Genomic DNA, 13,289 nt, shown 5'->3' on the forward strand with positions numbered 1-13,289 from the left:
TTTTGAATGTAATTGTGCCAGCGCCTGATGCACTGGCGTTGCAATCCCGCCAGGCCCCGCGCCGCGTAACGCCAGCGCAGAACGATATAATAGAGGCAAGCTCACCACTGGAGCAGTTTACCTGTTAAGAGGTAACATAGCGCCCGCTACGCCGAGATGACAATGTCGCCATTTCTGGCTGCCAGCTACCCAATGATAACGCGTTAGCATACCGCTTTACGTTGTCATCTTACGAAAGTTTTGGTCAACCGCAATGAACGATACTCAGCACGACAGAATTTACGCTTCCCCTCGGGGCCACGTCACCAATTTCTCGTTCGATGAGCGGGTGGCTCGCTGTTTTCCCGACATGATCAACCGCTCGGTGCCCGGCTACGCGCAGATTGTCTCGATGTGTGGGCTGTTTGCCGAGCGCTGGCTGCGCCCCGGCGGCCGCCTTTACGACCTGGGGTGCTCCCATGGAGCGGTCAGCCTGGCGGTAGCAGAGCGTCTGCCTGAACGCGCCTGGACGATTACGGCGGTTGACCTGTCGAATGCGATGGTGACGCATGCAAAACGTAATTTCACTACACATGTGCCCGCCGCGCGACAGCAGGATATCGAGCTGCTGGAAGCCGATGTGCTGGCGCTTGAGTATCAGCCTGCGTCGATGATCGTGCTCAACTTTACCCTGCAATTTTTGCCGCCCGAGCAGCGCGCGGGGCTGATTCAACGCCTGTTCGATGCGCTAGAGCCGGGCGGTGTTCTGGTGCTATCGGAGAAAATCACTCGCGAAAGCAGCGCCATTGATGCAGAAATCTTTGATCTGCACCACGACTTCAAGCGCGCCAACGGCTATTCACAGCTTGAAATCAGCCAGAAACGCACGGCGCTGGAAGATGTCATGATTACCGACACCCTCGCCACTCACCATCAGCGTTTGCAAGAGGCTGGGTTTGAGCGCCATTTCACCTGGTTTGAGTACCTAAATTTCGCGTCGATGGTGGCAATCAAGGCGTCAGCGGAGAATGCTTCCTGATGGCCTATGATCCTGAACACCGCGACCTTTACCGAGCCTTTATTGATCAGGGGCTGCATCGTTGGCTGGCGCTGCTTCCCGAACAACTGGCTTCGGGGCTTGACCGGAAGCGCTTCGGTGATCTGCCCGCCTGGCAGCGCGCTGTGGAAAAACTACCCGCCTTGCCCGAACAGCGCCGCGTCTCCCTTGATAGCGACACCCTGACGGTCGAGGTATCACTCAGTGACGCGGATCGAGCCAAAACCGAGAGTCTGCTGCGTCAACTCAAGCCGTGGCGCAAAGGGCCGTTTCAACTGGCCGACATTTTTATTGATACGGAGTGGCGTTCTGACTGGAAGTGGCAGCGCGTAGCGCCCCATCTCAGCAACCTGACCCACCGCCGCGTGCTCGATGTGGGCGGTGGCAGCGGCTATCACGGCTGGCGCATGGCTGGTGCAGGCGCGGCCTTTGTGCTGGTCATTGATCCATCACCGCGCTTCTTTTTCCAGTTTCAGGCACTGCGCCACTTTATCGGTCACGCGGATCAGCACCGCACCCACTTTCTGCCGGTCGGCATCGAATCCCTTCCACCCCAGCTGGAAGCCTTCGATACGGTGTTCTCAATGGGCGTGCTCTACCACCGCCGCTCCCCTCTCGATCACCTTCACCAGTTGCGTGAAGCGCTGCGCCCCGGTGGCGAGCTGGTGCTGGAGACCCTGGTAATCGAAGGTGACGAAAATAGCGTGCTGATGCCCGGCGAACGCTACGCGGCCATGCCCAACGTCTACTTTCTGCCCTCATCCAAAGCCCTCGCCCATTGGCTTGAGCGCTGCGGCTTCACCGATATCCGCGTGGTCGATGAAGCCGATACCAGCCTCGATGAGCAGCGCAGCACCGAGTGGATGACCTTTCAGTCACTCAAGGACTTTCTCGACCCCGAAGATCAGCACAAGACCATCGAAGGTTACCCCGCCCCACGCCGCGCGGTGCTCGTCGCGACCAGAGAGAAGTAAGCACAACGCTCGTGGAGAGCACATACGCCTGTAGGGGCTATTTCCGTTACATCGCCAAGCCCGCCATTCTGGAAACCGTGGAGCCCGTAGGCTCCGACGCATGTCACCCAGCTAGCGAAGTTGAAGAAGGCCGACATTACCAGCAAAGCCGAACGACTGGCGAACGGTAGGGACTGGATGCCTGCCATCTCCAAGGATAAAACGTCGAAAACCATGCAGGAGCAGGACGATACCCCGGCCACAATCGGGATGTTTCGCTTTATGCGATACATCAAGAGGCGGGAATAACGCGGCCTGCAAGCACCGCGCCCGGATTTAAAACAAATTATTGCTGAGAATTCGGAGTGTCAGATTGCGTATTCTTTGAAGAATTAACCTCTTGCTCTCTTTGCCACTGACGATGCATCCGATTCGCTTTGCGGCGCTCATGCAGCCTATCAAAGCCACTAAACACATCTACTTTTATGCGTTTTTGTCCTTTGGCAACCGGCCTCCAGTTTTCCTCAATTTTCTTGATATGTTTGGCGATCTCAACCAGTGGCTCATCTCCAACATAACTGACTCCCTCATAGTCGAGCATACTTAAGGTATATGAATTTTTCTGACGCTGTTGGCTGGACACATCACGCTTCCAGCTAATGTCAACTTTATAGGTCCTGCCCTTCAGTTGTCCAAATTCAGACAAATAACTCACCATACCTTGACCGGGTTTGAGGACGCTTATTTTCTGAAAAGGGATTTCGATCCTGTCTCCGCATTCCTCCCTATTTTCTAGTGCAGGATCTAGGGCGATAGAAATGTCATATGCTGTCGCATTTCCGGTGTTGTCGATGTGAATATCAAAATGCCGCATTGACCACCGATTAGGTGTAAGTGTCACGACGACATGTGGCTGAGCTGCAGCCTCAGCCATCCTTGTCGTTTCATGGGCAAGAGTCTTGGTTACGCGCCATAGAAAAAAAGTTGCGATAGCGGTAACGATCGTTCCTAGAACACCGCAAACGCCAATAACAGTATTAACCCAAGAGGGAATGCCATCCATAAGATATCCTCTAAATTCTCCGGTGACGTATTGCTTCATGGCAGTTTAGCGTGACCCAATAAAAATTATGAACGAGTCGGGCTTTCGGGCTATGCCCCGGCTTGCTGAGGCAGGTTGCGGAAAAGCATGCCGTCCTCGACGCTGGCGTTTCGTTGCCTATATGTCACTAAGGATGTTTCATTCCAATCGACAGGATGGCCGCCCAGCCTTGCAATGGAGCTTCCATGCCACGCCTCATGCATGAAGCCGCCTGCTATGTCAGAGGCACTTATGCCCTTATCGCCAGGTGTGACCTTGCCCGTGTCAGGGCGCGTCACCGTGATTTCTCTCCAGCCCGGCAAAGAACTGGTGACGGTTTCCGCTATCGTGCGCTGGATCGTCAGCGACACATCCAGCGGCATACTACCAACGAGTAGACCGAGCTTTACAACGTGGATCGCGTTTCTCGCTCTGAAGGACTCGACCGGAGCGCTTTGGCTTGAGCGCTGCGGTGTCACCGATATCCGCGTGGTCGATGAAGCCGATACCAGCCGATGAGCAGCGCAGCACCGAGTGGATGACCTTTCAGTCACTCAAGGACTTTCTCGATCCCGAGGATCAGCACAAGACCATCGAAGGTTATCCCGCTCCACGCCGCGCGCTACTTGTCGCGACCAGAGAGAAGTGAGCCTAATTGTGACTTTCAGGTAGGTTGTTCACTCGGGTCCAACCCTGAAAGACTCAAGGTGCCGAATCCACAACCTTCAGGAAAGGGAAACCCGAGTGAACAGTTACAAGAATGAAGGCCTGCGTCCAAGTGAAGAGGCCAGAGCACAGGGCGTCAGCGTGCGGACCATATACAAATGGCTACGCCGTTTCCGGGCAGAAGGTCCGGCAGGGCTTGGCAATCGCAGTTCCAGGCCCTTCACCTGCCTCCATGAATACGATCAAACAGTGCACCAAAAAGTGATTCAACTGCGTCGAGAGCGCCGTACCTATCGCCAAATCTCAATGACGTTGAAGGTAGGTAAAAGCACCATGGCTCGTATCCTGGCACGGGGGAACAACCAACTTGCCAACCAGGCACCGCCCACTGAATCGGTATGAATATGAATCGCTTGGCGACATGCTACCCCCGATATCAAGAAGCTGGGGCGGCTCGAGCATCCATCCAGAGCATCGAGTTACTGGGAGAGAACCGTCAACTCACACGGAGTAGATTGGGAATACGTCCATGTGGCAATAGATGATCATTCGCGCGTTGCCCTACCACAATACAGGAAGATGACGGGCATGAGTGCCTGCGGGGCGCTGTTGCAGCCGCTGATTCATTACACACGCTTAGATGGGCGTATCAATCCCCAGCTACCGCCCTCGTGAGTTTGCTCGTTTGTGCCATCAACTGGGACTTGAAGCAGCGCTTTACGCCTCCTTATACACTTCGAACAAACGGCAAGGCGGAGGGAGCGATTCACCCAGACCGCTTTGCGGAAATGAACCTATGCACAGAGCCATGACGGTTCGAATGAGCATGGTTAAGCTCTGAAAGAGTGGTTACGCCAATATAACTACCAGCGGCTACATGCGGGAATAAACGATCAACCTCCAGTCAAACGATGGGGGCCAATCGTGAACAACGTACTAGGTTTACATAGGAGCCTTTATCCACGCGGTGCTACAGAGTGAATGCCAAACCAAGAAAACAGAACAATAAAAAATACCGCTAATATAATAGAAAAGAGTCCAACCAGCATATTGTAAGGCAGCTTACTAGCAAATTTCACAAAAGAAGCAACAATAAGAAAAATAATAGAGACATGGCAAATAAATATCCCAACACCCATAACCAAGAGAAGGACCGGATGATATTGAATAGCAAAGTATATCTGTCGCCCACAAGAAATCATTACTGAGAACATAAAAGAGGCTAGCGCTTGATCACTTATATACTCTTTAAAATCATCAAATGTTAAATACTTCTGACGTTCGGATACTATACCACGTTTCTTCAACCATGTATCACCCCCAAGATGTTCCAACCAAACTCCAGAATGCACCCATAAAGATAGAAAAATCACTAAAGCACCGATAAATGAGCAAGTAAACCAAAATTCTCCCGACCGCCCATTTGCAGGTATACTGTAGAAAAAAAATAATTCAACAAAAAATCCTAATGCAAGTACTAATAGCATTAATATATTGTTTTTAAAATTAAATACTGTAGACTTTTCCATACTTACCCCTTTGCTATCAAGAACATACTCAACCAATAGTTTATAACTATTGCAAAATAAAAACCCATAACAAAATAGTCTAATCATTCATTACCATATGGTAATGTTCAATATCCTCCTGAAAATTATGACTCTGAGGGTATATTGCGAGGTATTCCCATGGATCAGACTGTCCCCATTCGCGAAGCCTACCGCGAAGCGTTTTCACGCGTTCCCGATTTCAATATTCAGGATCTGGCGCGCCAGCTCTCGATCAGTCACGGCCATATCCAGGCCGCGCGTATTGGCGAAGGCGTGACTGGCCTGGCGCTGACGCCCTGCGATCTGGTTATGCGTCTGCCGTCGCTCGGCGCATTGGAAATCACGACGCCATCGTCATGCTCGATGCTCTCAAGCCGCAGCGATCAGCTGAAAATTGCCAGCAGTGACTCCTCCACCGTATCGCTGCGCATGCTGCTCCCGCATTGGCATTGGGCGTGTCTGAATCAGGATGAATATCCTTCCATCGAGGTTTTTGACCGTTACGGCAGGCTGCTGCACCGTCTTGCCAGTCGCCCCGACAGCCCGGTAGCCGAGGGCTGGCAGCGTATTGCGCGGCTTCAGATTGAGCATCAGCCAGCCTTTACCGAGCTGGTGGATATCCACCGCGAACCGGCTGGTGCTACGGCTCCCGAACTTCCCTACCTCGCCGATGAGTGGAGTGCGCTACGCAGTGACAGTGATATCACGACGCTGCTCAACAGGCATCGCTTGCGCCGCGTGGAAGCCTACGCTGCACTGGAAAACCGCTTTACGCAGCGCATGACGCCGCAAGGCTTTATCGCTACGCTTGAACGAGCTGCGCAGGCACAGCGTCCCTTGTGTCTCGGTATCGCCAATACAGGCGCGATTCATCACCATACGGGCGTGTTTGGACATGTGGGGCGCCGTCAGCGTCATATCGAAGCGTGCGGTTCACGCGCTACCCTGCGCATCGAACGTGAAGCCATCGCCCATACCTGGATGGTCAGCTACCCCAGTAAAGGTGGTATGCGTACTCGCCTTGAAGCCTTTGGCGGCAATGGTCGCCTGATCGCGAGCCTTACCGACGCCGCGCCGATATGCATGCCGGCCAGCACCATGCGCGCGATGAGTGTGTTTGGCTAGCGAGGCGCCCTTCCGGATGAGAAGACAGGCGCTAAGGAAGGGGTTATTAGGCCAGTAACGCCCGGTCGGTTGCTCAAATAGCCACCCTCGGGTACGATTTTCTGACTTCCTGCTGTGCTTTTGCATGGAACGCCAATTTACCAACACTTTCCTAGCCTCGGCCTTGATTGACCGGGGCTTTTGCGGCTCAAGACCATGGAGCCGCCGATGAACAGAGCATTACGTCGCCACCACGAACAACGGGTAAAAGCCAACTTTCTGCGCCGAGAGCGTAGACACCCCATCTGGCTGAACGATACCACCGATAAAGTGACGCAGGATCAAGCAAGAATCACCATTAATGCAGGCCGATTTGCCCACCATGGCTGCATCTGCTCCTGCTGGATGTGCGGAAATCCACGCAGGCACCGCCATGAGCGCACCTTGCAAGAGCGTCGGCATGACGCGAGCTTCTCTTACTACGACTGATCCCGATGGCTAGATACGCGACGCCCCGTAGAGGTGTGTGCCTCTACGGGGCGTTGGTCTTGGCGCCGTTGGTATTGACGCGGTTGAACGAAACTACTTGAGCAGCGTCGGCAGATCAGCCGCTGACTTGCCCGGGAAGTAGCGTTCAATCAAGGCGGCAAGCTCTTGCTTGAAACCTTCCACATCCGTGTGACGCTCGATATTGGCATCCACCTGCGCATGGCGAATCATGCCAGCCCCAACCGTGACGTTGGTCAAGCGGTCGATCACGATAAAGCTGCCGGTGCCGGGAATGGTGCGATAGCTGTCGAGGGGCAGGCGCTGAGTGAGCGCTACGCGCACGCGAGCGATATCATTCAAGCCAAGCTGCTCGGCCTGATAGTACTCAAGATCGTTGACGTTGATGCCGTAGAGAATCTCGTTCACTTCACCGCTGGTTTCGCGGGTCGCCAGCTTGATATCGTACTGGCGGCCTGGAGTAAGCGGCGCTTCGCCCATCCACACCAGGTCAGCATCGAAGGCATCGCTCAGCACTACGTCATCATCTGCACCGACAATCCAGTCGCCGCGCGAAATATCAATTTCATCTTCAAGCGTAACCGTAATGGCCTGCTCGGGATAAGCGCGCTCAAGATCACCATCGAAAGTTACAATGCGCTCAACGGTGGATTGCTGACCGGAAGGAAGCGCCTTGACGGCCTGCCCCGGACGCAGCACCCCAGCGGCGAGAGTGCCCGCATAGCCACGGAAGTCGAGGTCGGGGCGCGTGACGTATTGCACCGGCAAACGCAGTTCGGTGAGGTTTTGCGCCAGCTCGGTATTGGTGGTTTCCAGCACTTCCAGCAGCGATTTGGCCGAAGGATCAGCAAAGTACCACGGCGTATGCTCGCTGCGATTGACGATATTGTCGCCTTCCAGCGCAGAGATGGGCACAAAGCTGATTTCAGGTACTTCAAGCTTTTCGGCAAAGGCCAGATAGTCGCGTTTGATTTCCTCGAAACGCTGCTGGCTAAACTCCACCAGATCCATCTTGTTGACCGCAATCACGAAATTCTTGATGCCCAGCAGATCGCAGATAAAGCTGTGGCGGCGCGTCTGGGTTTGCACTCCGTAGCGCGCATCAATCAGGATCACCGCCAGCGCCGCTGTCGATGCCCCGGTCGCCATATTGCGCGTGTACTGCTCATGCCCTGGGGTGTCAGCGATAATAAATTTGCGCTTATCGGTCGCGAAGAAGCGATAGGCGACATCAATGGTGATGCCCTGCTCACGCTCGGACTGCAAGCCGTCGACCAGCAGCGCCAGATCGACACGATCACCGGTGGTGCCCTGGGTTTTCGAATCGCGCGTAATCGCTGCCAGCTGATCTTCGAAGATACGCTTGGAATCAAACAGCAGCCGCCCGATCAGGGTCGATTTGCCGTCATCCACGCTGCCGCAGGTGATAAAACGCAGCAGACCTTTCTGTTCCTGCTCGCGCAGGTAGCGGTCGATGTCCGAGGCAATCAGCGTTGACTGTTCCTCGCTAAAGCTCTCATGTTGCTCTGCCATTAGAAGTACCCCTCACGCTTCTTGCGTTCCATCGAACCCGCCGAGTCCTTGTCGATAGCGCGCCCGGAACGCTCGGAGGTGCGAGCCAGCAGCATCTCCTGAATGATTTCGGGCAGCGTCGCGGCGTGCGATTCCACCGCGCCGGTCAGCGGATAGCAGCCCAGCGTTCTAAAGCGCACCCAGCGCTCCTCGGGCGTCTCGCCCTCTTCCAGCGGCATACGCTCATCATCCACCTTGATCAGCATGCCATCGCGCTCAACCACGGGGCGCGGCGCTGCATAATAGAGCGGTACGATGGGAATTTCTTCCAGATAGATGTACTGCCAGATATCCAGCTCGGTCCAGTTGGAGAGCGGGAAGACGCGGATCGACTCGCCCTTGTTGATCCGGCTGTTGTAAATGTTCCACAGCTCCGGACGCTGGCTTTTCGGGTCCCAGCGATGGTGCTTGTCGCGGAACGAGAAGACACGCTCCTTGGCGCGGCTCGCTTCCTCATCACGACGTGCGCCGCCAAACATGGCATCGAACTGATACTTGTTCAACGCCTGCTTGAGCGCTTGCGTCTTCATGATATCGGTATGCTTGGCACTTCCGTGATCGAAGGGGTTGATACCGGCTTCACGTCCTTCTTCATTGGTATAGACGATCAACTCCATCCCCGATTCCTTGGCCATACGGTCGCGGAATTCGTACATCTCACGAAATTTCCACGTAGTATCGACGTGCATCAGAGGAAACGGCGGCTTGCCGGGATAAAATGCCTTGCGCGCCAAGTGCAGCATTACCGAGGAGTCCTTGCCGATGGAGTACATCATCACCGGATTGGAGAACTCGGCCGCCACTTCACGAATAATGTGAATGGACTCGGCTTCCAACTGCTTAAGATGAGTCAACCGTTCAGATGACGGTGTCATCTCGACGGTAGAACGAGCGTCGGATGTCATGCAGAAACCTCATGGAGAAACGGTGCGGGATTCGATCTAGCCATCGTTGTTTAACGCGTACAGCGCCTTGCGTTGACCTTGCAACAGGCTATCGCGTGAATATAGAGGCAGCCACCCGAATGGTACTACGCATTGGCAGACGCGTGGGCCATGGGCAGTGCGGGATGCACACACCCTATAGCGGCGTCGCTATAACGTCAAAGAATCAGCGCCTATGTAGTATGAAGATCTGGTTATAACGACACCGAATAAACGGATAACGTTTTCGCTGCCAGAGATGCCAAGGAAGAGAGCAATTTCGTTTGGTTTCGCCCCTGCCCACGGTGCACGTCTTGGCGCTCAGAGCGCCCCTACTCCAGCGGAAAGCGCACGACCTGCCACTCGCGCAGCGTCTGTTCATCCAGCGTTACGACCAGATATCCCGGCAATAGGGTCGCATCAATCGTGAACTCATCCTGATGGGCATCAAACTGATCGACACAGCCGGGCGATGTCAGCACCTGCGCTGCGCCACGCTGCTGCGCCACCGGAGTATGAATATGCCCAGACAGCACCGCCGCAGGCGGCAGAGAAAGGCGATCAATGCAGGCCCAAAAGTCGCCCTTGTCGCGCAGGTCTATGCTGCCCATCCAGCGCGTTGGCGGCTCAATAGGGGGATGATGCAGCGCAATCAGGTAGGGCCCATCGCTCGCCTCGACACGGGATTCAAGCGCAGCGAGCTGTTCAGCGCCCACTTCGCCGCCATCCCAGCCTTCCACCCATGAATCCAGCCCGAACAGTCGCCACTGCCCAAGGCGCACTTCCTGCAACAGCGGTCTATGTCGCACCATCTCCGCAGGATCATCGTGGTTGCCGGGAATCCAGCCCCATTCGACACCCAGCGCATCACAGCCTTCAATAATCCGCTGGTAGCTGCGCGATGAGCCATCATCACTGACATCACCACATAGCAGCAGGTAGTCGAAGCGCTCGTTGCCCAGAGCGCGCAGTGCGGCCCGAAAGCGCTGCTCAGGGTTGCTGCCCCTGACCTCCGCGGCGGGATCGGCCTTTAGGTGAATATCGCTCAGTTGAATCAAACGCATGGTGAGTGATGTCTCGCTGAAGCAGTGGAAAAACCGTGTGCAAAGTTCACACATTTCGCGACAAAGTTCGCTATATTACGCGACTTGCCTCTATGTTGCGGCGCTCGCGCAAAATCGCCGCCGCATGTTTTCACAAGTGATTGATTTATTGCACCAGGTGGCCGAGTCCCTATTCATGCTGAAAACGCCCTACTATCTGATCGACAAGCAAAAACTGCTGCGCAATATGCGCATCATGGACCAGGTGCGCCAGAGATCGGGCGCCAAGACCCTGCTCGCATTGAAGTGCTTCGCTACCTGGTGCGTCTTCGATGTGATGTGCGACCATATGGATGGTACTACCTCATCATCTCTCAACGAAGTGCGCCTTGGCCGCGAGAAATTCGGCGGCGAAACTCATGCCTATTCGGTGGCCTGGGCGAAGCACGAGATTGATGAAGCGGTCAGTTACGCCGACAAGATCATCTTCAACTCGATTCAGCAGCTGGAGCGCTTCGATCAGGCGGCCAGCGGCATCAAGCGCGGCCTGCGTCTTAACCCCGGCATTTCGTCATCCTCGTTTGATCTCGCTGATCCTGCTCGCCCCTTCAGTCGGCTTGGCGAATCACAACCGCAACAGGTGCTGGAAGTTATCGACCGCATCAGCGGCGTGATGATTCACAACAACTGCGAAAACGCTGACTTCGCGCTGTTCAACGACATGCTCGACACCATCGAAACGCGCTTCGGCGCCATTCTTGAGCGACTGGAGTGGGTGAGCCTGGGGGGAGGAATTCACTTTACCGGTGAAGATTACCCGCTGGAAGCGTTCTGCACGCGCCTGAAAACCTTCTCCGAGCGCTTTGGCGTGCAGGTTTATCTTGAGCCGGGCGAAGCTGCCATCACCGATACGGCCACCCTTGAAGTGAGCGTGCTCGATACCCTGCATAACGGCAAATCGCTGGCAGTGGTCGATTCCTCCATCGAGGCACATATGCTCGATCTTTTGATCTATCGCGAAGATGCCAGCATCAAGCCCAACCAGGGGGAGCACGAGGTGATGGTGTGCGGCAAGTCGTGTCTGGCGGGCGATATCTTCGGCACCTTCCGCTTTCCGCAGCCGCTCAGGGTGGGCGATACCCTGTCGATCGCTAATGCTGCCGGTTACACGATGGTAAAGAAAAACTGGTTTAATGGCGTTGCCATGCCCGCCATTGCGGTGCGGGAGCTGGATGGCAGCATCACTGAAATTCGCCGCTTCGGCTATGAGGATTACGCGTCCAGCCTGTCGTGAGCGGACGTGTTCGGCGCATTCACTTCATTGTGAGTGCGCTACGGTTTTTTCACGATATTTATCTTCACAACCACGTTTATTAACGAGGGAATCCCTACTGAAATGAAGAAAAACGTCCTTATCATCGGCGCTGGTGGCGTCGCTCGGGTCGTGGCACACAAATGTGCGCAAAACAACGATGTCTTCGGTGATCTTCATATCGCCTCGCGAACGCTCTCCAAGGCAGAGGAGATCGTCACGTCGATTCACGACAAGCACTCGTTGAAAACGGCCGGCACTATCAAGGCTCATGCGCTTGATGCTCTGGATGTAGAAGCAACCAAGAAGGTCATTAGTGAGACTTCTGCGGCCATCGTGATCAACGTTGGCTCCGCCTTCCTGAACATGTCGGTGCTGACCGCCTGTATCGACACCGGTGCGGCCTATATCGACACCGCTATTCATGAAGATCCGCTCAAGATTTGCGAAACACCACCGTGGTACGGCAACTATGAGTGGAAGCGCCGCGAGGAAGTGGCAAAGGCCGGCATTACCGCCATTCTCGGTGCCGGTTTTGATCCCGGCGTCGTCAACGCCTACGCGCGGCTGGCGCTGGATGATTACTTCGATACGCTGGAATCCATTGATATCGTCGATATCAATGCCGGTAGCCATGGCCGCTATTTCGCGACCAACTTCGATCCTGAAATCAACTTCCGCGAATTTACCGGTCAAGTATGGTCGTGGCAGAACCGTGAGTGGGTAGCGAACAAGATGTTCGAAATCGGCCACGAATGGGACCTGCCGGTAGTGGGCAAGCAGAAAGCCTATATGACCGGCCACGATGAAATCCATTCGCTGTCACAGAACCTCGACGTGCCCAATGTGCGCTTTTGGATGGGCTTCGGCGATCACTACATCAATGTGTTCACGGTGCTGAAAAATCTCGGCCTGCTCTCGGAACAGCCGGTCACTACCGCAGAAGGTCAGGAAGTCGTACCGCTCAAGGTAGTCAAGGCGGTGCTCCCCGACCCCGGCTCGCTGGCGCCCGACTACACCGGCAAAACCTGTATTGGCGACCTGGTAAAAGGCACCAAGGATGGCAAGGCGGGAGAAGTGTTTATCTATAACGTGGCCGATCACGAACAAGCGTATCAGGAGACCGGTGCCCAGGGCATCTCCTATACCGCCGGCGTGCCCGCCGTGGCTGCCGCACTGCTGATTGCCAGCGGCGAATGGGACGTGAAGCGCATGGTCAACGTCGAAGAGCTGCCACCCAAGCCCTTTATCGAGGTGCTGGAGCGCATCGGCCTGACGACGCAGATTGAGGTGAGGTAGGTGGCAAGGGGCGATGCCTCTGCGCGCATACAAAGTACACATTAGATGCACTACCGTACCTTAATAAAGAAATATGCTTAACGCTGGTAAATCACCAGCCGCAACGAAGATCTTAAATCAAGGTACGGTAGACTATAAAATAATCCCTATCGGATCATCTATCCAAAAATGATTCATTACAGCGAACAAGTGATTCGGCTTTAAAGCTCTGATTAAAAGGCTGGATTAACTGTCAATATGCAG

General features: G+C 54.7%; 11 protein-coding genes and 2 pseudogenes. 7 read left to right on the top strand and 6 right to left on the bottom strand.

From position 1 onward, the window contains the following. Positions 1–253: 253 nt before the first annotated feature. Both cmoA and cmoB read left to right on the top strand, forming a co-directional pair. On the top strand, positions 254–1,018 hold the full coding sequence (gene cmoA / locus L881_RS0102385; protein ID WP_025732129.1) for a carboxy-S-adenosyl-L-methionine synthase CmoA: 765 nt from the start codon (positions 254–256) through the stop codon (positions 1,016–1,018). After that, positions 1,018–2,010, top strand: coding sequence for a tRNA 5-methoxyuridine(34)/uridine 5-oxyacetic acid(34) synthase CmoB (gene cmoB / locus L881_RS0102390; protein ID WP_025732130.1), 993 nt, complete (start codon positions 1,018–1,020; stop codon positions 2,008–2,010). The genes cmoA and cmoB overlap by 1 nt, the downstream gene beginning before the upstream one ends. Before the next feature lie 325 nt (positions 2,011–2,335). Here cmoB and L881_RS0102400 read toward each other — a convergent pair whose 3' ends face one another. After that, on the bottom strand, positions 2,336–3,052 hold the full coding sequence (locus L881_RS0102400) for a hypothetical protein (protein ID WP_025732131.1): 717 nt from the start codon (positions 3,050–3,052) through the stop codon (positions 2,336–2,338). 468 nt (positions 3,053–3,520) lie between these two features. On the opposite strand from L881_RS0102400, the pseudogene L881_RS13940 reads away from it, so the two are divergent. Together L881_RS13940 and L881_RS14085 are read left to right on the top strand one after the other, a co-directional pair. Further along, positions 3,521–3,719: pseudogene (locus L881_RS13940) on the top strand (DUF1698 domain-containing protein); the annotation flags it as partial. Positions 3,720–3,763: 44 nt separating this feature from the next. Next, positions 3,764–4,717 (top strand): annotated as a pseudogene (locus L881_RS14085) (helix-turn-helix domain-containing protein). Here L881_RS14085 and L881_RS0102425 read toward each other — a convergent pair. Beyond that, on the bottom strand, positions 4,693–5,265 hold the full coding sequence (locus L881_RS0102425) for a hypothetical protein (protein ID WP_156926477.1): 573 nt from the start codon (positions 5,263–5,265) through the stop codon (positions 4,693–4,695). The pseudogene L881_RS14085 and the gene L881_RS0102425 sit on opposite strands and share 25 nt — an antisense overlap. 159 nt (positions 5,266–5,424) lie before the next feature. Between L881_RS0102425 and L881_RS0102430 the strand changes: the two genes are divergently transcribed. Continuing rightward, a complete protein-coding gene (locus tag L881_RS0102430) occupies positions 5,425–6,411 on the top strand; it encodes a ChuX/HutX family heme-like substrate-binding protein (protein WP_025732135.1) in 987 nt (328 codons plus the stop codon). 219 nt (positions 6,412–6,630) lie between these two features. Here L881_RS0102430 and L881_RS13340 read toward each other — a convergent pair whose 3' ends face one another. From L881_RS13340 to L881_RS12690, 4 genes are all read right to left on the bottom strand, one after another. Beyond that, on the bottom strand, positions 6,631–6,852 hold the full coding sequence (locus L881_RS13340; RefSeq protein WP_156926478.1) for a hypothetical protein: 222 nt from the start codon (positions 6,850–6,852) through the stop codon (positions 6,631–6,633). 120 nt (positions 6,853–6,972) lie between these two features. Further along, a complete protein-coding gene (gene cysN / locus L881_RS0102440; protein WP_025732137.1) occupies positions 6,973–8,430 on the bottom strand; it encodes a sulfate adenylyltransferase subunit CysN in 1,458 nt (485 codons plus the stop codon). After that, the gene (gene cysD / locus L881_RS0102445; RefSeq protein WP_051464766.1) at positions 8,430–9,374 is read right to left on the bottom strand and encodes a sulfate adenylyltransferase subunit CysD; all 945 of its coding nucleotides are present in this window, start codon (positions 9,372–9,374) and stop codon (positions 8,430–8,432) included. The genes cysN and cysD overlap by 1 nt, the downstream gene beginning before the upstream one ends. Positions 9,375–9,724: 350 nt before the next feature. Beyond that, positions 9,725–10,456 carry a metallophosphoesterase gene (locus L881_RS12690; RefSeq protein ID WP_025732139.1) on the bottom strand — a complete coding sequence of 244 codons (732 nt, stop codon included), beginning with the start codon at positions 10,454–10,456 and terminating at the stop codon, positions 9,725–9,727. A 136-nt stretch (positions 10,457–10,592) separates the two neighbouring features. On the opposite strand from L881_RS12690, the gene L881_RS0102455 reads away from it, so the two are divergent. Beyond that, on the top strand, positions 10,593–11,729 hold the full coding sequence (locus tag L881_RS0102455; protein ID WP_245587910.1) for a carboxynorspermidine decarboxylase: 1,137 nt from the start codon (positions 10,593–10,595) through the stop codon (positions 11,727–11,729). 102 nt (positions 11,730–11,831) lie between these two features. Beyond that, positions 11,832–13,046: a saccharopine dehydrogenase family protein gene (locus L881_RS0102460; RefSeq protein WP_025732141.1), complete on the top strand. Its 1,215-nt coding sequence runs from the start codon at positions 11,832–11,834 to the stop codon at positions 13,044–13,046. Positions 13,047–13,289 lie beyond the last annotated feature (243 nt).

It is taken from the genome of Carnimonas nigrificans ATCC BAA-78 (assembly GCF_000526695.1).
In the GTDB taxonomy this organism is placed as follows: domain Bacteria; phylum Pseudomonadota; class Gammaproteobacteria; order Pseudomonadales; family Halomonadaceae; genus Carnimonas; species Carnimonas nigrificans.

What these genes read in the sequence shown, in the direction of transcription:
- cmoA (WP_025732129.1), top strand. Translation starts at nt 254, where the DNA reads ATGAACGATACTCAGCACGACAGAATTTACGCTTCCCCTCGGGGCCAC.
- L881_RS0102430 (WP_025732135.1), top strand. Translation starts at nt 5,425, where the DNA reads ATGGATCAGACTGTCCCCATTCGCGAAGCCTACCGCGAAGCGTTTTCA.
- L881_RS13340 (WP_156926478.1), bottom strand. Translation starts at nt 6,852, where the DNA reads ATGCCGACGCTCTTGCAAGGTGCGCTCATGGCGGTGCCTGCGTGGATT.
- cmoB (WP_025732130.1), top strand. Translation starts at nt 1,018, where the DNA reads ATGGCCTATGATCCTGAACACCGCGACCTTTACCGAGCCTTTATTGAT.
- L881_RS0102400 (WP_025732131.1), bottom strand. Translation starts at nt 3,052, where the DNA reads ATGGATGGCATTCCCTCTTGGGTTAATACTGTTATTGGCGTTTGCGGT.
- L881_RS0102460 (WP_025732141.1), top strand. Translation starts at nt 11,832, where the DNA reads ATGAAGAAAAACGTCCTTATCATCGGCGCTGGTGGCGTCGCTCGGGTC.
- cysD (WP_051464766.1), bottom strand. Translation starts at nt 9,374, where the DNA reads ATGACATCCGACGCTCGTTCTACCGTCGAGATGACACCGTCATCTGAA.
- cysN (WP_025732137.1), bottom strand. Translation starts at nt 8,430, where the DNA reads ATGGCAGAGCAACATGAGAGCTTTAGCGAGGAACAGTCAACGCTGATT.
- L881_RS12690 (WP_025732139.1), bottom strand. Translation starts at nt 10,456, where the DNA reads ATGCGTTTGATTCAACTGAGCGATATTCACCTAAAGGCCGATCCCGCC.
- L881_RS0102425 (WP_156926477.1), bottom strand. Translation starts at nt 5,265, where the DNA reads ATGGAAAAGTCTACAGTATTTAATTTTAAAAACAATATATTAATGCTA.